At 73.7% G+C, this 20,970-nt stretch carries 18 protein-coding genes; 8 read left to right on the forward strand and 10 right to left on the reverse strand.

Annotated features, from left to right (window positions below; translation table 11 throughout):
* Positions 1–43: 43 nt before the first annotated feature.
* Together WMF36_RS43270 and WMF36_RS43275 are read left to right on the forward strand one after the other, a co-directional pair.
* A complete protein-coding gene (locus tag WMF36_RS43270) occupies positions 44–1,030 on the forward strand; it encodes an ArsA family ATPase (protein WP_437576699.1) in 987 nt (328 codons plus the stop codon).
* Between the two features lie 22 nt (positions 1,031–1,052).
* Entirely contained in the window at positions 1,053–2,249 is a 1,197-nt protein-coding gene (locus WMF36_RS43275) for a hypothetical protein (RefSeq protein WP_437576700.1), read from the forward strand.
* A gap of 59 nt (positions 2,250–2,308) precedes the next feature.
* On the opposite strand, the gene WMF36_RS43280 is transcribed toward WMF36_RS43275, so the two are convergent.
* From WMF36_RS43280 to WMF36_RS43295, 4 genes are all read right to left on the reverse strand, one after another.
* A complete protein-coding gene (locus tag WMF36_RS43280; protein ID WP_437576701.1) occupies positions 2,309–3,109 on the reverse strand; it encodes an MlaE family ABC transporter permease in 801 nt (266 codons plus the stop codon).
* Between the two features lie 237 nt (positions 3,110–3,346).
* A complete protein-coding gene (gene tsaE / locus WMF36_RS43285) occupies positions 3,347–3,898 on the reverse strand; it encodes a tRNA (adenosine(37)-N6)-threonylcarbamoyltransferase complex ATPase subunit type 1 TsaE (protein ID WP_437576702.1) in 552 nt (183 codons plus the stop codon).
* A 3-nt stretch (positions 3,899–3,901) separates the two neighbouring features.
* Entirely contained in the window at positions 3,902–5,050 is a 1,149-nt protein-coding gene (locus WMF36_RS43290) for a hypothetical protein (protein ID WP_437576703.1), read from the reverse strand.
* A gap of 133 nt (positions 5,051–5,183) precedes the next feature.
* Positions 5,184–7,058 carry a hypothetical protein gene (locus WMF36_RS43295; RefSeq protein WP_437576704.1) on the reverse strand — a complete coding sequence of 625 codons (1,875 nt, stop codon included), beginning with the start codon at positions 7,056–7,058 and terminating at the stop codon, positions 5,184–5,186.
* Between the two features lie 164 nt (positions 7,059–7,222).
* Between WMF36_RS43295 and WMF36_RS43300 the strand changes: the two genes are divergently transcribed.
* From WMF36_RS43300 to WMF36_RS43320, 5 genes are all read left to right on the forward strand, one after another.
* On the forward strand, positions 7,223–7,996 hold the full coding sequence (locus WMF36_RS43300; RefSeq protein WP_437576705.1) for a succinate dehydrogenase: 774 nt from the start codon (positions 7,223–7,225) through the stop codon (positions 7,994–7,996).
* Positions 7,997–8,051: 55 nt separating this feature from the next.
* The gene (gene sdhA / locus WMF36_RS43305; protein WP_437576706.1) at positions 8,052–10,067 is read left to right on the forward strand and encodes a succinate dehydrogenase flavoprotein subunit; all 2,016 of its coding nucleotides are present in this window, start codon (positions 8,052–8,054) and stop codon (positions 10,065–10,067) included.
* Position 10,068: 1 nt separating this feature from the next.
* A complete protein-coding gene (gene sdhB / locus WMF36_RS43310) occupies positions 10,069–10,890 on the forward strand; it encodes a succinate dehydrogenase iron-sulfur subunit (RefSeq protein WP_437576707.1) in 822 nt (273 codons plus the stop codon).
* 123 nt (positions 10,891–11,013) lie between these two features.
* Positions 11,014–11,271, forward strand: a complete 258-nt coding sequence (locus tag WMF36_RS43315) for a hypothetical protein (RefSeq protein ID WP_437576708.1) — start codon at positions 11,014–11,016, stop codon at positions 11,269–11,271.
* Positions 11,252–11,893, forward strand: a complete 642-nt coding sequence (locus WMF36_RS43320; RefSeq protein ID WP_437576709.1) for a DUF6036 family nucleotidyltransferase — start codon at positions 11,252–11,254, stop codon at positions 11,891–11,893. Before WMF36_RS43315 ends, WMF36_RS43320 begins: the two co-directional genes overlap by 20 nt.
* A gap of 324 nt (positions 11,894–12,217) precedes the next feature.
* On the opposite strand, the gene WMF36_RS43325 is transcribed toward WMF36_RS43320, so the two are convergent.
* The 6 genes from WMF36_RS43325 to WMF36_RS43350 all read right to left on the reverse strand — a co-directional run bounded on the left by WMF36_RS43325 (position 12,218) and on the right by WMF36_RS43350 (position 18,152).
* Positions 12,218–12,784 (reverse strand): hypothetical protein, encoded by a 567-nt coding sequence (locus WMF36_RS43325; protein ID WP_437576710.1) that lies wholly within the window; start codon positions 12,782–12,784, stop codon positions 12,218–12,220.
* A 74-nt stretch (positions 12,785–12,858) separates the two neighbouring features.
* Positions 12,859–13,731: a branched-chain amino acid ABC transporter permease gene (locus WMF36_RS43330; protein ID WP_437576711.1), complete on the reverse strand. Its 873-nt coding sequence runs from the start codon at positions 13,729–13,731 to the stop codon at positions 12,859–12,861.
* 57 nt (positions 13,732–13,788) lie between these two features.
* Entirely contained in the window at positions 13,789–14,988 is a 1,200-nt protein-coding gene (locus WMF36_RS43335; RefSeq protein ID WP_437576712.1) for an ABC transporter substrate-binding protein, read from the reverse strand.
* A gap of 260 nt (positions 14,989–15,248) precedes the next feature.
* Positions 15,249–15,995 (reverse strand): TlyA family RNA methyltransferase, encoded by a 747-nt coding sequence (locus WMF36_RS43340; protein WP_437576713.1) that lies wholly within the window; start codon positions 15,993–15,995, stop codon positions 15,249–15,251.
* The gene (locus WMF36_RS43345; RefSeq protein ID WP_437576714.1) at positions 15,992–16,975 is read right to left on the reverse strand and encodes an ABC transporter substrate-binding protein; all 984 of its coding nucleotides are present in this window, start codon (positions 16,973–16,975) and stop codon (positions 15,992–15,994) included. Before WMF36_RS43345 ends, WMF36_RS43340 begins: the two co-directional genes overlap by 4 nt.
* Positions 16,968–18,152 carry a trypsin-like serine peptidase gene (locus WMF36_RS43350; RefSeq protein WP_437576715.1) on the reverse strand — a complete coding sequence of 395 codons (1,185 nt, stop codon included), beginning with the start codon at positions 18,150–18,152 and terminating at the stop codon, positions 16,968–16,970. The genes WMF36_RS43345 and WMF36_RS43350 overlap by 8 nt, the downstream gene beginning before the upstream one ends.
* Positions 18,153–18,462: 310 nt before the next feature.
* Between WMF36_RS43350 and WMF36_RS43355 the strand changes: the two genes are divergently transcribed.
* Complete coding sequence (locus tag WMF36_RS43355) at positions 18,463–20,946, forward strand: DNA internalization-related competence protein ComEC/Rec2 (protein WP_437576716.1); 2,484 nt, start codon at positions 18,463–18,465, stop codon at positions 20,944–20,946.
* Positions 20,947–20,970: the final 24 nt, after the last annotated feature.

Below are 20,970 nucleotides of genomic sequence, written 5' to 3' on the forward strand. Positions count from 1 at the left end.
GTTGCCTTCGCCTGAGCTTGCGCCTAACTCCGCTGACGCGGAAATGACCAGCGCCCATCTAGCCTTGCAAGCGGGCGGGCTCGGCCAGGATCTGCCGGAGCTCGAGCGCCGGCGCTTCCTGTTCGTGACCGGCAAGGGAGGCGTCGGGAAGACGACGATCTCCGGCGCCCTCGCCCTCGCCTTCGCCGCCCGCGGCAAGCGCGTCCTCGTCGCGATGTGCAACACGAAGGAGCGGCTCTCGGCCATCCTCGGCACGAAGCCGATCGGCCAGGAGGTCACCCACGTGGCCGAGCGCGTGTGGGCGGTGAACATCTCGCCGGACAAGGCGCTGCGGGAGTACGGCGAGATGGTCCTCAAGGTGCGGGCCGCGGCCGATCTCGTGTTCGACAACAAGTACACGCGCACCTTCTTCCGCGCGGTGCCCGGGCTGTTCGAGTGGGCGATGCTCGGCAAGGCCTGGTTCCACACGACCGAGCTGCTCCCGGACGGCTCTCCCCGCTTCGATGTGGTCCTGCTCGACGCGCCCGCGACCGGGCACGGCATGGACATGCTGCGCGTGCCCAAGGTGATCCTCGACGTGGCGCCGCCGGGCATCCTGCGCCGGGACGCCGAGGCGGCGTGGGTGATGTTCAAGGATCCCGCGCGGAGCGGGGTCGTCGTGGTGACGCTCCCGGAGGAGATGCCGGCCACCGAGACCGTCGAGCTCGTGGCGGAGATCCGGGGCGAGCTCGGCCTGCCGGTCCACCGGCTGATCATCAACAGCGTGCTGCCGCCGCTGTTCTCGCCCGAGGAGCGGCGGGCGCTGCTCGTCGATCCGGGGCGGCTCGACATCGCGGCGCCGGCGCGCGCGGCGCACACCGCCGAGAGCGCCATCGTGGCCGGCGCGCGCCGGGCGATGCGCGAGTCGGTGCAGCACGAGAGCCTGGCCCGCCTGCGCCGTGAGCTCGACCTGCCCACCGTGATCCTGCCGTTCCTCTTCGACGAGGCCTCGACGGTCGCCGGCACCCGCAGGCTGGCCGCGCGGCTCTGAGCGGGGCCCGATGCCGGCGGCGATGCTGCGAGCGAGCCCGCTGCTCACCGACGGACGCGCGTTGCTCGACGCCGATCGCCTGCTCCACGCGGGGGTCGCCGAGCGGCGCGCGAGCTTCGAGCTCGCGTTCACGGCGATGCCGCCCCACGCGGGCTTCCTCGTGGTCGTCGGCGTCGAGGCGGCGCTCGAGGCGCTCGCGCTGGACGGCGCGCGCCTCGACGCGGGGGCGGTCTTCGCGGCGCGCGAGGCCTGCGGCCTGAGCGACGCGCTCGTGGAGCGGCTCGCCGACGCGCCGATCTCGATCGACATCGACGCGATGCCCGACGGGACGATCGCCTTTCCGGGCACGCCGGTGGTCACGGTGGAGGGGCCGTTCATCGAGGCGCTGCTCGCCGGCGCGCTGCTCGTGCCGGCGCTCGGCCGGGGCACGGCCGTGGCGACGCGGGCGGCGCGGCTCCTCGTCGCCTCGGACGGCGGCGCGGTCGTCGACGGGTCGTCGGCGCGGGTGCCGTTCGCCGACGAGGCGCTGGCGCTCGCCCGCGCGGCGCACGTGGGCGGCGCGTCGGCGACGACGAGCGCGCTCGCGGCCACGGCGCTCGGCATCCCGTTCCGCGGCGCGGTGGGGATCGATCTCGGCGAGCTCGCGCCGCCGCCGTCGCCGCTCGAGGGCAGCTGGCCCTGGTACGCCGACCGGATGGTCGACCTCGGGGGCCACGAGGAGGAGGCGACGCTCCTCGAGGCGAGGCGCGTGGGCACGGCCGCCGGCGGCTGGATCGCCACGGGGCTCGCCGAGCCCGAGGGCGGGCTGCCGGCGGTGCGCTACGAGCTCGTGGCGCTCGAGGAGTCGGGCGCGTGGGCGCTACGGCAGGGGACGAGCGATCGCGGCGACGTGATCGCGGGGCGCAAGATGGTGGCGCGCTACTACGACGAGGCGGGGCGCGCGGCCTGTGACGTGATCCACCTCGCGCACGAGCGGATGCTGGCGCCGCGCGCGCTCGGGGCCGCGAGGCTCGCGCCGCTCGCGCGGGCGGTGATGCGCGGCGGCCGCGCGCTGGAGTCGCCGGAGCCGCCGAGCGCCGGGCGCGAGCGCTCCATCGCCGGGCGCGAGCTGCTCCCGCACGGGGTCGCGCACCTGCGCGCGCCGGCGCGGTACCCGGTGCAGCTGTCGCCGGCGCTGATCGCGCTGCGCGAGCCGGAGCCGCCGAGCTCCTGGCGGTAGGGGGGCGGAAGCCCTCGTTGGTGTGCCGGGCTACTCCAGGTCGGGCGGGCCGCCGTGGCTCACATGTCGAGCAGCAGCTGCGTCAGGATGTAGTTCGTGACGAGCACGATGACGCAGCTCTCGACGACCGCGCGCGTGGTCGCGACGCCGACGCCGCGCGCGCCGCCCGAGGCGAAGAAGCCGTGGCGGCACGAGACCGACGAGACGATGAAGCCGAAGACGCACGCCTTGATGAGCCCCATCGAGATGTCGCTGGGCAGGGCGAAGTCGCGGACGCTCTGGAAGAACGAGCCCGCGTCGCCGCCGAGCCAGAGCACGGCGACGAGGTACGAGCCGCACATGCCGACGCTCGTGTACAGGATGCAGAGGAGCGGCAGCATCACCGTCGCGGCGAAGAGCCGGGGCGAGAGCAGGTACTGCACGGGGCTCACGCCCATCGTCGCGATCGCGTCGATCTGCTCGGTGACGCGCATGTTGCCGAGCTCCGCGGCCATGGCGCTGCCGGCGCGGGCGGTGACCATGATCGCCGAGAAGACCGGCGCGAGCTCGCGGGCGAGCGAGACCGCGACGAGGCCGCCGACGCGGCCCTCGGCGCTGAACGCGCGCAGCGCGTGGGACGTCTGCAGCGTCACGACCATGCCGCTGAAGACGCCGGTCAGGCCGACGATGAAGACCGACTGCGCGCCCATGAAGTCCATCGCCGCCAGGAACTGCGCGGGGCGGAACGGCGGGCGCACGAGCCAGAGGAGCGTCTGGAACGTCAGCGTGACGATGTTGCCGATGTTGTCGAGGAACGCGAGGAGCGGCTCCAGCGCCTTGTTGAGCAGCTCGCTGCGGCTGGTTTCCGCGCCTTCCTTCACCGTGCGCTCTTGTATCATGCAACGCCGCCGCGCACGGGGTCGGGCGCGCAACGACCCCGCGCGCCCGCGCTGCGCGTTACCCTTCGCGCTGCGCGTTACCCTTCGCGCTGGCGCGCTGCCCGAGCCGCCGGCGCAAAGGGCAGCGCGCCAGCGTGCGGACCGAGCCGCCGGTCGAGCTCGTCCGGAGGCGCAGCGGTCGCCGGTCGCTCTCTCCAGCAACCGGCGGTTCGACGTCGTTCACGCAGCGCCCGGGCCGGCCCCCCGCGATCCGCCGGCGCCGCCTCGCAGCTCGGCCTCGAGCGCCGCGAGCACCTCGCCGCTCCGCGCGCCGGTCGCCCTGATCTCGGCGGCGCGGCCGGGCGCGCCCGGGTCCTCGGGGGCGGCGAGGTGGATCAGGAGCGCGTCGCCGCCGAGCGCCTCCGCGAACGGCTCGCCCCACTCCACCACGACGAGCGCCCCCTCCGCGCGGCGCTCGCGCAGCCCGAGCTGGGCGAGCTCTTCGTCCGCGGCGCCGCGCGCGCCCTCCGCAGGGGACGCGCCGCCGAGGCGGTAGGCGTCGGCGTGCGCGATCGGGACGCGGCCGTCGTGCTCGTGGACCAGCGTGAAGGTCGGGCTCGTGACCGGCAGCTCCGACGGCACGCCGAGCGCCCGGCAGAGGGCGCGGGCGAAGAACGTCTTCCCGGCGCCCAGGTCGCCGGCCAGGATCACCAGATCGCCTCCCGCGAGGCGGCCGGCGAGCGCGCGCGCGAGGCGGATGGTGCTGCGGCGGCTCGGCAGCTCGATGCGCATGCGTCAGAACCGAGCCCCCGCGCCGAGCGTCGCGCCGAGCAGGAGCAGCGAGCCGTCCCCCGCGGGGACCCACCGGAGATTGCCGAGCTGGGCCTCGAGCTGCACCGAGGAGCTCAGCGCGACCACGACGTCGAGCGACGCCCCGATCACCGGGCGCACCTCGAGGTCGCCGCGGTACGTCGCGCCGCCGGGGCCCACGACGCCGGCGCCCGACCGGAAGAAGGCGCCGGCGTGGAGCGCGGGGCCGATGTGGAGCGGGAACGCGCGCCACGCGCCGCCCTCGGGCGTCAGGCTGGGGGTCAGCATCAGGCGCGCGCCGCCCTCGAGCCAGGCGGCGAACGGGCCGGCCAGGTTCCCGCCGCCGCCGGCGAACAGCTCGAGCCCGCGATCGGAGACCGCGTAGGCCACGCGCGCCGTGCCGACCAGCGAGGCCGCGCTGCCGCTCGCGCCCGGCAGGCGCGCCGCCGCCACGGCGGCCCCGAGCGACGCGGAGAGGGCGAGCCGGCGCCCGCCCGAGTACGCAGGCCAGACGCGCTCGGGCCCGAGCGGGTACGCCATCTGCACCTCCTTCGCGGGCGGCGCCGGCGGCGGCGGGGGCACCGGCGGCAGCACGGCGGCCCCGCCCGCGGACGGGGGCGCGGCAGGAGGCGGCGCGCCCGCCGGCGTGGAGCCCGCGGGGCGCTCCCAGGGGAGCTCGCCGACGCCGACGCCCTCGGGGCGGAGGAGCACCGCCAGCATCTCCTGCGTCTGCTGGGCCTCCTTCCCCCGGTCGACCTCCCGCGCGACCGACTCGACCCGGCCCGTCGAGGCGAGGTACGCGGTGAGCTCGACCCGGGAGGTCGTGACCGCAGGCTCGACGGTGCCGCTCAGGATCCAGTCCGCGCCCGTCCGCGCGCCCACGGCGCGGTACTCGTCCGTGGTGTCGGCGATGCCGTCGGCGACGCCCTTGAGCGCGGCCGCCACCGCGCCGTCCGGCACCGGGGTGTGGCCGAGGGCGGCGAGCCCGCGCGCGACCTCGGCCTGGGCGGCGCTCCGGGCGGCCTCGTCGGTGCCTCCGCGCGCGGGGAGCACCGCCACGCGGTCGGCGAACGCGGCCGGGGCGATCGCCGTCAGCGCGGCGGCGGCGGCACAGGAGAGGGCTCGGCGGATCATGCGGCGCCATGCTACGCCCGCCGGGACGCCGGAGCAGCCCCAGGACGACGCGGCGGCACGCTCTCCACGCCACGCGCGAGCCCCGCGCGGCGGCCAGGCGGCCGCCAGGCGCCGGTCCGGCGGCTCGCTCCGCTCATCGCGCTCTCTCGATCTCGCGGTACGCGACCCCCCTCGGCAGCACGCGCTTTCCGCCGAAGCCGGTCGCCGTCGTGGTCCAGAGCTCGGCCGTCGCGCGGCTCACGGCGCTCGTTGCCGCGAGCCGCCGCGCCTTCACCTCGGCCGGGTCCTCGGTGCCCGTCTTCGGCAGCCGCTGCACGCCGGCCCAGGCGAGGACGCCGGCGTCGCGCCCGAGCGCCGCCCAGAAGCTCGGCGGCGACGGGTGGGTGGCGAGCCACACCCCGAGCGCGGCCGGCGCGCCCGCTGGCGCCGCGACGAACGGGAAGAGCCCCGCCGTCGCGACGAGCGACCCCGGCGGCGGCGGCACGGCCGCCTCGAAGCCGAGCGCGATCGTCACCGTGCGCGGGGCGGCGCGGAGCGCCTGCTCTGCGCAGGGGGCGTCCCCGGCCAGGATCACCCCTCGGATGGCCGGCGGCCGGAGGGCGCGCGGATCGAAGGTCCCGTCGCAGGGCAGCGCGAGCGCGACGCCGCGCTCGGCGAGCGCTGCGGCCGGAGCGGCCCCGGCGGCCTCGCCGCCCACGAGCGCCATCGGCTTCGCGCCCCGCTCCGCGAGCGCGGCGGCGAGCACCTCGATGCCCCTCGCGGGCTCCTCGCCCACGACGAAGACGAACGCCCCGTCCAGCGCCGCCGGCTCCGGCGGGTGCACGAGCAGCACCGGGATCGCGTTCGCCCGCGCGAACCTCGCCACCGCGGTCGCCTGATCTCGATCCGAGCCGGCGATGAGCACCGCGGCGCCCTCGGCGGTGAGGCTGCTCAGCGCCTCGTCGATGCTGCCCTCGCCGCCGTCGTCGCGGCTCACGAGCCGCGCGTCCGACCCCGGCCGCAGCAGCCCGAGCCCGTGCGCCACGCCGGCGGCGATCTCGACGCCCCGCCGGCGCGACTCGGACGTGCGCGTCGAGAGCAGCAGGCCGACCGTGGGGGGCTCGACGCGCGCGGTCCCCGCGCCGGCCGCGAGCTCCGAGATCGCGTCGCCCTGGCTGCCGAGCAGCGCGCCGGCCCGGTCGAGCAGCTCCTTCGCGAGCGCGACGTCGCGGCGCTCGCGGGCGACGATCGCGAGGCGCTCGGCGACCAGCGAGCGCAGGTCGACCTGCGGGTCCACGACCTCGCCGGCGGCCTGGCCGGCGCGCATCGCGCTGACGAGGTGAGCGATGGGCACCTTGCGCAGGAGCGCCGCGATCTGCGCCCGGACGGCGGCGCGGTCGTCGTCGTCCGCCTCGCGCAGCCAGACGCTCATCAGCTCGACCGCCTGCGTCCACGCGCCCGCCTCCATCGCGGCGGCCGTGACCTCCTCGTTGAGGAGCGAGCGCACGTACGCGTCGATCATCTTGCTCACCAGCGGGCGCAGCACCCCGAAGGCGGGCCTCGGCTTGCCGGCGCGCCGGAGCGCCGCGCCGCGGAGCACGCGCGCGAGGTCCGCGGTCGGGCCCGGCCCCCCGGCCTCGACCTCGGCCGCGAGCGCCTCGGCGCGGCGGAGGTCCCCTCGCTCCAGCGCGAGCCACGCGAGGTGGGCGGCCGCGACGCGCGCGAGATCGTCGCCCGCGTAGCGGTCGCGGAAGGCGAGGAGCTCCGGCTCGAGCGCGATGCGCTCCGCGCGCGCGCCGCTCTCGAAGCGCGAGAGGATGCGGTGCAGCTCCGTCTGGGCCGCGGGCGACCCGCCGAGCGCCGGGCTCATCGCCGCCGCGCCGTCCTGCGCGCCGCAGCCGACGACGGCGATCGCCGCCCCGAGCGCGAGCAGCGTCGCGCTCGTGATCGCAGGCAGACGCGCGAGCAGCGCGGCGCTCGTGATCGCAGGCAGACGCGCGAGCAGCGCGGCGCTCGTGATCGCGGGCACACGCGCGCGCAGCGGCGGTCGCCGCGCGGCGACCGCGGCCTTCGCGCACTCGGTCGATGCGCCGGAGGCAGCGGAAAATCGGCCCGAAGCGTTGACTGCGTTCACCTTGACGTCACCCGGGGCATCCCATACACCGGCGGCGCCCGCCTTCCATCGAGGTCAGCGTGTCCGAGGCAACCCCCGCCAGATCGCTCTTCCACAAGAGCCGCCGGTCCTTTCTCCTGCGCAAGCTGCATTCTCTCACCGGCGCCCTCCCCGTGGGCGGGTTCCTGCTCTTCCATTTCTGGACGAACGCGAAGGCGCTCCAGGGGCAGGAGCGGTTCGACGCGGCGGTCGCCGAGATCTCGCACATGCCGTACCTGCCCGTGCTCGAGCTCGGGCTCGTCGTGCTGCCGCTCGCGTTTCACGCCCTCTACGGGGTCAAGCTGGTGCTCGAGGGCAAGCCGAACGTCGGCAGCTACACGTTCTCGCGCAACTGGATGTACACGATGCAGCGGGTCACGGGGGTGCTCGCGTTCGCGTTCATCGCGTTCCACCTCTGGCAGTACTGGGCGCAGAAGTGGCTCGGCCGGATGGCGCCCGAGGAGTTCTACCCGCGGCTGTGCGCCGACATGGCGTCGACGATGGGCGGCGTCCCGGTGATCGCGCTCGTCTACATCTTCGGCATCGCGGCGAGCGTGTTCCACTTCGCCAACGGCCTCTGGGGCTTCTGCTTCTCGTGGGGGGTCACCGTGTCGCGCCGGTCGCAGCGGATGGCCGCGGTGGTCTTCGGCGCGCTGGGCCTCCTTGTCTTCGTGCTCGGCGCCAACACGGTCATCTACTTCGCGACCGGCGCGCCGTTCCCCGGGACGCCGAGCCCGGCCGCGGAGGGCGCCCGCACGTGCGCGGAGATCGCGTCGGCCGGGCGCGCCGCGCTGGTCGCGCCGGCCTCGCACTGACCATCGTAGCGGCCGCGCCCCGGTGGGGAGCGGCGCGGGAGCATCGAGAGCGAACATGGCCGCGAAGAGCACGACGAGGAGCGAGGGGGGGAAGGTTCGGCGCGTGATCGTCGTCGGGGGCGGGCTCGCCGGCCTGATGACGGTGATCAAGCTGTGCGAGGCGAAGGTCCCTGTCGACCTGATCTCCCTCGTGCCGGTGAAGCGCTCGCACTCGGCGTGCGCGCAGGGCGGCATCAACGCCTCGGTGAACACGAAGGGCGAGGGGGACAGCCCCCAGGTGCACCTCGAGGAGACGGCGTACGGCGGCGATTTTCTCGCGAACCAGCCGCCGATCAAGGGGATGGCGGAGGCCGCGCCCGGCATCGTCAACATGCTCGATCGCATGGGCGTGCCGTTCAACCGGACGCCCGAGGGCCTGCTCGACTTCCGCCGCTTCGGCGGCACGCTGTTCCACCGCACGGCGTTCGCCGGCGCGACGACGGGGCAGCAGCTGCTCTACGCGCTCGACGAGCAGGTGCGGCGGTTCGAGCTCGCCGACGTGACCGACGAGCACGGCGTGTCGATCCCGGGCGAGAAGATGGTCCGGAAGCACGAGTTCTGGGACTTCATCGAGGCGATCCTCGACGACTCCGGCACGTGCGTCGGCTGCGTCGCGCAGGACCTGAAAACGATGCAGATCCGCGCGTTCACCGGCGACGCGGTCGTGCTCGCGACGGGCGGCTGCGGCATCGTCTTCGGCCGCTCCACGCTGAGCGTCATCTGCACGGGGACGGCCGCGTCGGCGGTCTACCAGCAGGGCGCGGTCTACGCGAACGGCGAGTTCGTCCAGGTGCACCCAACCGCGATCCCGGGCGCCGACAAGCTGCGGCTCATCTCGGAGAGCGCGCGCGGCGAGGGCGGCCGCGTCTGGGTGCCGAAGGACAAGGCCGACGCGCGGAGCGCGCGCGACATCCCCGAGAAGGAGCGCGACTACCTCCTCGAGCGGATGTACCCCGGCTACGGCAACCTCGTCCCCCGCGACATCGCGGCGCGCGCGATCTTCCGGACGTGCTTCCACGAGGGGCGCGGCATCTGGAACGCCGCGACGGGCCGGAACGAGAACGAGGTCTACCTCGACCTGACCCACAAGGACGAGAAGTTCCTCCGGGCGAAGCTCGCGGGGATCCTCGAGATCTACGAGAAGTTCGCGGGCACCGACCCGTACAAGAACCCGATGAAGGTCTTCCCGGCGGTCCACTACGCGATGGGTGGCCTGTGGGTCGACTACGAGGCGGACGCGCGGGGCTCGCTCAAGGTGGGGTCGCCGCGCAATCACGCGACGAGCATCCCGGGGCTCTACGCGGTGGGCGAGGTGGACTACCAGTATCACGGGGCCAACCGGCTCGGCGCCAACTCGCTGCTCTCGTGCATCTACGGCGGCCTTGTGTGCGGTCCAGCCGTCGCGAGCTATCAGCGGAGCATCAAGCGGAGCGCCCTGGACCTGCCGCGCTCGATCTTCGACAAGGCCGAGAAGCGCGCCGAGGCCGACTACCAGCGCATCCTGACGCAGAACCAGGAGGCGAAGCAGCCGGAGAACGCGTACCGGCTGCACCAGGAGCTCGGCGAGATGATGCTGCGCGATTGCACGATCGAGCGCGACAACGCCGCGCTCGACGGGGTGATCGAGAAGCTCGGCGAGCTCGAGGAGCGGGCGGGGCGGATCAAGAGCACGGACACGGCCTCGCGGGTGAACCAGGGGGCGCAGTTCGTGCGGCACTTCGAGAACATGCTTGTGCTCGCGCGGGTCATCGCGCAGGGGGCGAGGAACCGGGACGAGTCGCGCGGGGCGCACTACAAGCCGGAGTTCCCGGTGCGGAACGACGCCGAGTGGCTGCGCACGACGCTGGCGCGCCACGAGGAGAAGGGCGCCGTGAGGTTCATCCGCGCGTTCGACACGACGTGCGCCGGCCAGTCGGTCCACGTGACCGACGCGGTGGACACGTCGCTGGTGGCGCCGCGGGAGCGCAAGTACGAGCAGGCGGGCGCGGCGAGCGCGCAGGCGACGGGGAAGCTGTCGCAGAAGAGCGTGTAGGATGGCCAAGGCGAACGGAGACGAGGCGAACGGGGCGGCGGCGCCGGCGCAGGCGCGGGGCGAGGGCCGGCTTGTGCACCTGCGCGTGCGGCGGCAGGACACCGGGGATCGGCCGGAGTCGCGGCGCTGGGAGGAGTTCAAGGTCCCCTACCTGCCGCAGATGAACGTGATCAGCGCGCTGCAGCAGATCCAGCGGGATCCGCGGACCGTGGACGGCAAGGAGGTGGCTCCGGTCGTCTGGGAGGCGGTGTGTCTGGAGGAGGTGTGCGGCTCGTGCACGATGGTGGTCAACGGCCGGGTCCGTCAGGCCTGCTCGGCGCTCATCGACCAGATCGCGCCGAAGGGCGAGGTGATCACGCTGGAGCCCATGTCCAAGTTCCCGCTCGTGCGCGACCTGCTCGTCGACCGGAGCCGGATGTTCGAGGACATGAAGCGGGTCCGCGCGTGGATCGACATCGACGGCACGCACGAGCTCGGCCCGGGTCCACGCGAGTCGCCGGAGCGGCAGGAGGAGCGGTATCCGCTCTCCCGCTGCATGACGTGCGGCTGCTGCGTCGAGGCGTGCCCGCAGTACAACGATGGGACGAAGTTCGTCGGCGCCTTCGCGATCAACCTGGTGCGGCTCTACAACATGCACCCTTCCGGGGCGATGCACGAGGGCGAGCGCCTGGAGTCCGTGATGAGCGAGGGCGGGATCTCCGATTGCGGCAAGTCGCAGAACTGCGTCGAGGTGTGCCCGAAGGAGATCCCGCTCGTCGACTCGCTCGCCGCGGTCGCCCGCGACACGACGAAGAGGATGCTGTTCGGCTGGCTGCTGAAGTGAGCGCGGGCTGCGCGTCGACGGCCGGTCGATGCGGGTGACCGGGGCGGCCTCCGGCAGCGCACGTGGCGGCTCCAGCGGCGGCGAGGGGCTCCCGGCGCGGCGCTCGGTTATACTGGGCGCAGGATGGATCCAGCCCACATCCGAGCTTTCGCCGAGCGGAGTCGAGCAGAGGTCGAGCAGCGCAAGCTCGACCACTGGAGCCGCACGTACCGCGAGCAGGGCTTCCAGGCGACGCTCCAGGCTGGCCATGCGCTGTACGACCACGCGCGGCGCGTGCGTCCGGATTTCCCTACGGAACGGGAGCGTGCCGAGGATCTGGCGCATCACATCGAGCTGAAACGTCTGCTTGAACGAGCGGCTGGTGCGTTCGCCGTTCGTTGAGCTTCTCGGGGCGCTCGCCGACGTCTTCTCCCAGCTCGGCGTCGGCTGGTACCTGTTCGGAGCGCAAGCGGCGCTGCTTCACGGCGCGGCGCGGCTCACGGCCGACGTCGATGTCACCGTGGACCTCCAGGAGAGGGACCCCGAGGTGCTGGCCGAGGCGCTCAAGACGGCTGGTTTCCAGATGCGCGTCGAGGACATCGCGTTCACGCATCGGACGCGGGTGCTCCCCGTGCTTCACCTCGCGACGGGCATCGCCGCGGATGTCGTCCTCGCGGGGCCTGGGCTCGAAGAGCTGTTCCTGCAACGCGCGCAGCTGCACGACCTCGACGGGATCCGGGTTCCCGTCGCCTGTGCCGAGGACGTGATCGTGATGAAGATCCTTGCTGGTCGGCCGAAAGACATCGAGGACGTGGTCGCGATCGCTGCCGCTCGCAAGGACGTGAAGCTGGATCTCGTCCGCAGCACGCTGCGCATGCTGGAGGAGGCGCTCGATCGCAACGATCTGCTTCCGGAGCTCTCCCGCGCGTTGGCGCGAGCCCAGGGGGCTGGGGAGGGGGTGGAGCAACCGCCGCCGGGGGGGCGGGGCGGCGCGAAGAAGAGGCGGCAGCCAAGACGACGCTGAGCGCGGTGCGGGCCGCTGCTGAAGCTGGCGAGGGACATCCGCCTGCGGGCCGCGGCTGCTCCATAAGCGCTCTCGCACCGAGTCATGAGGAGGTATATTGGCTCCGCGAAGACGGTAGGCTCGAAGAGGCCCTGTTCGTCGCGCGGCGCGGGGAGGGCCGATGTCTGAGCCCAATTGCCATCTATCCTCCGGCTCTGCCGGAGGATAGATGGCTCAGGCGAGTCCGGCGGGGCCCCCGCGCCGCGCGACGAACAGGGCCTCTTCGGGCCGGGCAGCTCGGCAAGACCTCTCGCGCAACCAGGCACGCGCCTGGGCGACGATAGCTCAGGGGAAAGGCGATCCCGCCCCGAACCCGAAGCCGCTGCCGAGCCCCACCCCCACCGGCGCCGTCGTGGTCTGCCGCTCCAGCTTGCGGATGCGCATCCCGAGCAGGTGCGTGATCAGCGTGCAGGTCTGGTGCGCGCGCGGCGTCACCTCGCACCCCAGCCAGACGCCGAACGGCTCCCGCTCGCCCTCCTCCGCATAGCGGATCACCGCGCCGCTCTGGGCGACCGTGAGCCACGCGTTCGCCTCGCCCGGCAGCGACGCGTGCAGCACGCCGACCTGGCCCAGCGCGTCGTCGTTCGGGCCAATGACCCGGCCGTCCGGCTCGAGCAGCGCCAGCGGCTCGGCCTCCAGACCGAACACCCGCCCGCCGCGATCCACGCTCAGCTGGTGCTCGCCGTTCACGAAGATCTTGCCGTCCGGCGCGATGTCGACCGCGAGGTTCCCGTGGACCCAGCGCGCCCGCGGGATGTCGAGCAGCGCGCCGCCGCGGGCCCAGTTGGCAGGGGGTGTCGCGGCGCACGCCGCGAGCAGCGAGAGCGGCACGACGAGAGCGAGGCGTCGCATGCGCCGAGCATACCGCAGCGACGAGCGGCGTGCCGGCGCGTCGGCCGATCGCCGGCCGACGCGCCAGCGCAGCGCTACACCTTCTCGGTCCCGGTCGTGCCGAGCAGCCCGGTCGGCTTCACGAGCAGCACCGCGATCAGCACCGCGAACACGAGGACGTCCTGCAAGCCGGAGTAGGGCGTGAGCTTCGTCATCTCGCCGATGATCCCGATCAGCATGCCCCCGAGCATCGCGCCCGTGATGTTGCCGATGCCGCCGATGACCGCCGCCACGAAGGCGCGGTTGCCGATCACCACGCCCATCGTGGGGTACACCTGCGACTGATCGAGGCAGTAGAGCACCGCGCCCACCGCCGCGAGCATCGAGCCCGTGACGAAGGTGAGCGCGATGATGCGGCTCGTGCGGATGCCCATCAGCCGGGCGGCCTCGACGTTCACGCTCAGCGCGCGCATCGCCTTGCCCGTCCAGGTGCGCCGCACGAGCAGCTCCAGGCCGATCATCACGAGGATCGAGGTGACGAAGATCACCGTGCGCGTGTGCTCGATCGGCAGGAGCTGAGGATAGCCGCGGTAGCGGGCGGTGAAGAGGAGCTGCGCCAGGTTCTGGAGAAGGACGCTCATCGCGAGCGCCGTGACGAGCGGCGTGATCCGGGTGTTCGTGAGGCCCCGCCCGCGCGATCGCAGCGGCGCGTAAGCCACCTTCTCGACCACGACCCCGAGGACCGCCGTGAAGGCCATCGCGCAGAGGGTGCCGGCCACGCCCGCGAACAGCGGCGCGTCCTGGGCGCCGAACGCCGCGATGCCGAAGAGCCCGGCGAAGGCGCCCATCATGAAGACCTCGCTATGAGCGAAGTTGATGAGCTTGAGGATGCCGTAAACCATCGTGTAGCCGAGGGCGACGAGGGCGATCATCGACCCCTGGGCGAGCCCCGTGATCAGGGCACTCACGATCTTCTCCATGGAGATCCCTTCACCGCGCGTCGAGCGAGCGCGCGGGCACGACCACTACTGCTTCGCGGCCTTCTCGTTGACCGTGGCGTAGTAGGTAAACTGCTTGTCCTTGATCCGGACAATCACGACCGGCTTGTCGGCGTTGCGATTCGCGTCGATGGTGATGACCCCCGTCGCCCCCTGGAAACCCTTTGTGTCCTGGATGGCCTGCCGGATGTCGTCCGGCGTCATCGCCTTGGCGCGGCCCATCGCGTCGGCGAGCAGCCTGGCCGCGTCGTAGCCCTGCGCCGCGATGCTCGACGGCGTGCGGTTGTACCGCTCCTTGTACTTCTTCACGAACGCCTGCGAGTTGGGCCAGGGGACGTCCGGCGCGTAGTGGTTCGTGAAGTACGCGCCTTCGAGCTCCTCGGCTGCGTCGCGCAAAAGCTCGTTCGCGTCCCACCCGTCGGTGCCGACGAACAGGTTCCCCGGCACGCCCGCGGCCTTGGCCTGGCGCGCGATGGGGGCCATGCTCGTGTAATAGATCGGCGCGTAGATCATCTCGGGGTTCGCCGACTTGAGCTCGTTGATGTACGTCGTGAAGTTGGTCTCCTTCTTGAGGAAGCTCTTCTCCATGACGATCTCGCCGCCTAGGCGCTTCACCTCGGCGCGGAACTCGTTGGCGAGGCCCGACGAGTAGAGGTCGTCGGAGGCGAAGAAGAGCCCCACCTTCTTCTTGCCGAGCGTGTTCACGATGAACTGCGCGCCCATCTGGCCCTGCACGTCGTCCGTGAAGCAGGCGCGGAACACGAAGGGGCCGACCTTCGTCACGTCCGGGTTCGTGGACGACGGCGAGATCATCGGCACCTTCTTCTTGTTGGCGACGATGCCGCCGGCGCGCGACCGGGACGAGGCGACCTCGCCGAGGAGGGCGAGCACGTGATCGCGGTCGATGAGCTGCAGGACCTTGTTGGTCGCCTCCTCGGGCTTCGACTTGTTGTCCTCGTAGAGGACGTTGATCGGCTTGCCCTTGACCCCGCCCGCCTTGTTGATCTCGTCGATGGCGAGATCGATACCCTCCTTCGAGTCGACGCCGAACGCCGTCTCCTCGCCCGAGAGGCTGAAGTAGGCGCCGACCTTCCACTCGGGGTCGTCCTTCGCGTGCTTGGCCGGGTCGCCGCCCGAACCCTCGCCCGTCTTGCCGCACCCGAGCGCCATCGCGCTCAGCGCGAGCGCCCCGGCGATCATCCTCACCAAACCCCGTCGTCCGAGCATGTTGTCGTCCTCCCTGTCGCCGGGTCGCCTCGCGTGTGGGTCGCCCGCCGGTGGCCAGGCCGCCCACGCAGCGGCCCAGAGCGCGTGTACTCATCGCGTCTACCATTGTCCACGCGGCACGTCAGCTATGTCGGGCCGCGTAGCGCTCGGCGCGGGTCGTCTCAAGTGTTCGATTCTCCACGGATTCCGCCGGCTAGCCTCGCTCCGCCCCGCGCGGGGGCTAGCCGGCGCGGGGCGAGCCGGCGCGGGGCGGAGCGAGGCTAGCCGGCGCGGCGCGCATGGACGAAGTGCTCGAGGTTCCCCTTCGGCCCGCGCACGGCGCTGTCGGCCTCGCCGACGACCGAGAAGCCCGCGGCCTCGATGGCCTGGCGCGCCTCGGCGATCGCCGCGAGGCGGGTCGCCTCGTCACGGATGACGCCGCGCCCGCGGGCGGCGGCCTCGCGGCCCGCCTCGAACTGCGGCTTGATCAGCGCGACGAGGTCGCCCGAGGGGCGGAGCAGGCGGGCGATCGCGTCGATGAGCCGGGAGATGCTGATGAAGGACGCGTCGACGACGACGAGATCGATGGGGCTGTCGAAGTCCTCCCGCTGGAGCTCGCGCGCGTTGACCCGATCGCGCACCTCGACGCGCGGATCGGCGCGCAGCTTGCTGGCGAGCTGGCCGTAGCCGACGTCGACCGCGAACACCCGCGCCGCGCCGCGCTGGAGCAAGCAGTCGGTGAAGCCCCCGGTCGAGGCGCCCACGTCGACGCACGTCTTGCCGGCGACGTCGAGGCCGTGCGCCGCGAAGGCCGCGAGCGCGTGCTCGAGCTTGTCGCCGCCGCGCGAGACGAACCGCGGGCCCGAGGCGACGTTCACCTCGGCGTCCTCGGGGAGCAGCGTGCCCGGCTTGTCGATGCGGCGCGGCCCCGAGGTGACCTTGCCGGCCATGATCAGCGCCTGCGCCTCGGTGCGCGAGCCGGCGAGCTTCCGGGCGACGAGCAGCGCGTCGGCGCGGACGCGGGTCACGGCACCCTCGGGGGCGAAGGGGGCGCGGAGGCCGCGCCGCCGCCCCGGGGGCCGGGGACGGCCGCCGCGTCGGAGAGCGCCAGCGCGTCGCCGTGGAGCGCCCGGGCGACGGCGGCGAGCCCGTCGCCGATGCGCGGGCCCGGGCGCAGCACGACGTCGGTGCGGAGCGGGCGCACGCGCCCCTCGCGCACGGCGCGCAGGGATCTCCAGCCGAGCGCGTCCCGGAGCATCGCCAGCCTGGAGGCGCCCTGCCCGCCGGCCTCGCCGGTGCCGTCGAGCAGCACATCGGGATCCAGCGCGAGCAGGTGCTCGACGCTGATCGACGGGTAGGCGCCGCCGCGGACGATCACGTTCTCGCCGCCGGCGAGCCGGAGGAGCTCATCGGCGAAGCTGCCGGGACCCGCGGCGAAGATGGGTGAGATATCGAACAGCATGGCGACCCGGACGCGCGGCATCCCCTTCACGGCCTGCTCGACCGCCTGGCGGCGGGCGCGGATCCGGCCGATCGCTTGCTCGGCGCCGGGGGCCGCGTCGAGCCGCTGGCCGAGCTCCGCGAGCATCGTCTCGATCTGGGCGAGCGACTCGGTCTCGGGGAAGCAGGTCGCGATCCCGTGCCCGCGCAGCGTCTCGTCCAGCGCCGGCCCCGCGGGGCCGCGGGCGCCGACGACGAGGGTCGGCGAGAGCGCGATGATCGCCTCGATGCTCGGATCGGCGTAGCCGCCGACGCTGGGCAGGCGGAGCACCTCGGGCGGGTGGTCGCAGTGGCGGGAGCGGCCGACGAGCGCCGCGCCGGCCCCGATCGCGCAGACCGCCTCGGTGGTGCTCGGCGACAGGGAGACGACGCGCGCTCCGCCCTGCGCCGCCGGGACCCGGCGCCCGCACGCCGCGAGCGCGACCGCGGCGAGCGCCGCGAGCGCTGCTCGCCGCCCGAGCGCGGTGCCCCGCGCGCGAGAAGAAGACGCGCTTCGCCCTTCAGCCAAGCCGGTCCCGGCGGCGCCGCCGCAGGCTCGCCACGGCGCCCAGGCCCGCCGCGCCGAGCAGCCAGGGGACCGGCTTTGTCGGGTCAGGCCTCGAGTGGATGCTGCACGACCCGCTCGATGCGTCGTCCTCACCGGCGCCGTCGTCTCCACCGTCGTCCTCGGGCGGCGGCTCCGGGAGCTTCGCGCAGAAGCCGAGCTCTTCGTTGCAGCTGTAGCCGCTCGGGCACGTCGCGATCTCGCTGCACGGGCGGGTGCAGTAGCCGTCGAGGCAAGCGTTCGTCAAGCACTGCTCCGGCTGCTCGCAGGCGGCGCCGACCTCCGCCGAGTAGACGGGATCGGTGGGGAAGCCGGTCGCCCAGCGGGGCGCCTCGTACCCTCCGAGCTCGGCGGCACGCAGGGTCGCCTCCTTGATCCATTCCGCCCAGCCGTACACATAGCCGTAAATCGGATACTCGCAGCGCTCGGCCCCGCGCGAGGTCACGCCGATCACGCGGTGCATCAGATCGAGGCTGGGCCCGCCCGAGTCCCCCTCGCAGATGCCCGTGTCCCCGACCCACTCGGTCGGCTTCACCATGGACGCCGGGCAGCCGTCGGACACGCAGTCGATGAAGAGTTTGTCGCGGCGTCGCCGCAGGCCCGCGCCGGTGCTCATGTCGTTCGTCGCCCCGAAGCCGACCGCATAATACTCCTCGCCCTCCGCGAGCGGCACATCGACGCGCGGCACGAGCGGCACGGCCTCGCTCTCCGGGATCAGCTCGTCCAGGATCAGGATCGCCTGATCGTTGCCGCAGAAGCTGTCCGCCCCGCTGCCGGGGAGCAGCACGAGCTCGCTGCCGCCGTAATAGTGCGAGGACGTGCCGATCTCGGCGTCGGTCGTCACGAAGATCCGCCGCGCCAGGTGCGTATTCGTGAACGTCGTGGAGCGGCAGGTGATCTGACCGTCGAGCTCATTGGCCATGTCCGATACGCAGTGCCGGGCCGTCAGCACCACGTTCGGGGCGATCAGGCTACCGGTACAGATCGCGCCGATCTCAGCGTTGTAGATGCCCACGACGGCCCTGTCGCCGTTGTCCAGATAGCCGTCCCGGATGGCATCGCGCGTCTCTCCGGTCTCGTCAGGGGGCTCCTCCAGGGCCGAGCTGCACGCTGTTGAAGTGAGTCCCAGGGCAAGAATCAAGGTGACTCTGGGCGAGCAAAACGACATCGAGAGCCTCCAAGTACTGCAATGTAGGTGCGAGCCGCGAGACGCCGCGCCGAGCAGATGATTCTAGAGGGGAATGTGCGGTCATGCACGCGCGCCCGGCGCGATGAGCGATTCAACTCGTTGCATGCACCACATCAAGAGGCCGTTTCAGAGGCCTTTCAGACTCATCAGGTAACCGACGAACCCCGGATCCGCCATGGCGGCGCCAGGGGCACGGCGGCCGGCTCCGTCGTGAAAAGCCGTGAAAACGTGCGCGGTCCGGGTGTTGCGGGGCGGTGCGGCCGTGATCGACCCGGTCCTGCTCTTCGGGCTCGCGCTCGCCGCGGGCGCGCCGCTCGCTCTCTCTCCGCTGGCCACGGCGCTCGGCGCGGCGCTCGCCGCGGCGGTGCTCCGCCGCCGGGCCGGCCACGCGGCGCTCGCCGCCGCCGCGGTGGCGCTCGTCGCCGGCGGCCTCCGCGCCCGCGCGCTGCTCGACGGCGCGGGCGGCCTCTACGATGGCGCCGCCGCGCTGCTGCAGCCGCCGGCGCGCTGCGAGGTGGCGGCCGCGATCGTCAGCTCGCCCGTCGTGGTCGGGGCGGCGCAGCGGCAGGCGGGCGAGGCGCCGGCCTCGCGCATCGACGTGGAGCTCACCGGCGGGACGTGCGGCGGGCGAGCGCTGCCGGGGCCGCTCCGGGCGCGCCTCTACGGGGCGCCGCTGGATCTCGCGCGCGGAGACCGGCTCGAGATCGTCGTGGACCTCGCGCCGATCCACCTGTTCCGCAACGAGGGGCTCCGCGACGCGACCGCCGCGATCGCGCGGAGCGGGATCGTCGCGAGCGGGACGATCGTCGACGCGCGGCGGACCGTGGAGGGGCGATCGATCGGGGCGGCCGTCGACCGCGCGCGGGGCCGCGTGCGGGCGCGCATCGAGGCGACGTTCCACCCCGACGCTGTCGCGCTCGGGCGCGCGCTCGTGCTCGGCGAGACCGACCTCGCGCCCGAGGACCAGGACGCCTTCCGCGAGAGCGGCCTCGCGCACCTGCTCGCGGTGTCGGGGACGCACCTGATCCTCGCGGTGGCGGGCTTCGCCGCGGTCCTGCGCGCGATCCTGGTCCGCGTCGGCCCGATCGCGGCGCGGTGGGACGCGGGCCGCATCACCGCGGCCCTGTGCGTGCCGGCCGCGTGGCTCTACGCCGACTTCGCCGGCGGCGGCGGATCGGCGATGCGCGCCGCGGCGATGCTCAGCTGCGCGATGGGCGCCCGGCTCCTGGGCCTGCGTCCGGTGGGCGTCCGCAACTTCGCCCTGTCGCTCGCGGGCGCCGCCGCGGTCGATCCGCTCGTCGCGTGCGATCTCTCGTTCGGCCTCTCCGCGGCCGCGACCGCAGGACTGCTCTGGCTACAGCGGCCGCTCGCCGCGGTGCTCGTCCCCGGCGAGCGAGAGCGCGGCGACGGCGGCGCCGAGGGCGGGGGGCTCGGCGCGTCGCCGCGCGCGCTGGCGCGCAAGCTCCTCGCGCCCCTCGCGACGACGCTCGCCGCCATGTTCGGGTGCGCGCCGCTGCTGCTCATGACCGGCGAGACGTTCCCGCTGCTCGGCGTGGCGGCGAACGTGGTCGCCGCGCCGATCGGCGAGCTGGCGGCGCTCCCGTTCTGCCTCGCGCACGCGGTGCTCTGGTGGGCGCCGCCGGTCGAGCGCGGGTGCGCGCTCGTCGGGTCGGGCGCCCTGCTCGCGGTGCGCGCCGTCGCCCGCGCCTCGGCGGAGACCGGCGCGGTGCTGCGCCTGCCCGAGCCGTCGCCCGCCCAGCTGGCCGCGCTCGCCGCCGCGATCGCGCTCGCGTGGGCCGCGGAGCGGCGCGGCCGCCGGCTCGCCGCGCTCGCGGCCGGCGCCGCCGCGTGGCTGCTGCTCGAGGTCGTCGCCGTGCGCGCCGGCGCGCCGCGCGGCGTGCTGCGCGTCAACGTCCTCGACGTGGGGCAAGGCGACGCCATCCTGATCGACCTGCCCGAGGGCGGCGCGATGCTCGTCGACGCGGGCGGCTTCGTGGGCAGCCCAGTCGATCCGGGCGCGCGCGTCCTCCGGCCGCTCTTGCGGTCGCGCCGCCGCGCGCGCCTCGACGCGGTCGTCCTCTCGCACCCGCACCCGGATCACTTCGGGGGCCTGCCCGCCGTGGTCGAGGGCGTGGAGGTCGGCGAGCTCTGGGACACCGGCCAGGGCGAGGCCGAGGGCGCGGGCCCCGTGTACGCCAGGCTGCTCTCGGACCTGCGCCGGCGCGGCGTGCCCATCGTGCGGCCCGCCTCGCTGTGCGGCAGGCCGCGGGTGCTCTCGGGGGCGACGATCGAGGTGCTCGCCCCGTGCCCCGAGCTCCACCCCGACCGCGGCGCCAACGACAACTCGCTCGTCCTGCGCATCACCTACGGGGCTCGTTCCGCGCTGCTCGTGGGCGACGCGGAGCACGAGGCCGAGGACGCGCTCGTGGCGCACCACGGCGCCGCGCTCCGCGCCGACCTGCTCAAGGTGGGGCACCACGGCAGCCGGACCTCGACCGGCGCGGCGCTCCTCGCGGCCGTCGACCCCTCGGTCGCCGCCGTGTCCTGCGGCGTCCGCAACCGCTTCGGGCACCCGAGCCCCGAGGTGCTCTCCCGCCTGTCGGCCCGCGGCGTGGCGATCGCGCGCATGGACCGGGGCGGCGCCCTGGTCTGGGAGACCGACGGCGAGCGCGTCCTCTGGTCCCGCCCGGGCCAGCCGCCGAGCCCGGCGCCGGACCGGGCGTCCTTGCGCCTGAACGGCCCCTGAGGGACGCTCCGTCGATGTCTCGTA

It is taken from the genome of Sorangium sp. So ce887 (assembly GCF_051521455.1).
GTDB lineage: Bacteria > Myxococcota_A > Polyangia > Polyangiales > Polyangiaceae > Sorangium.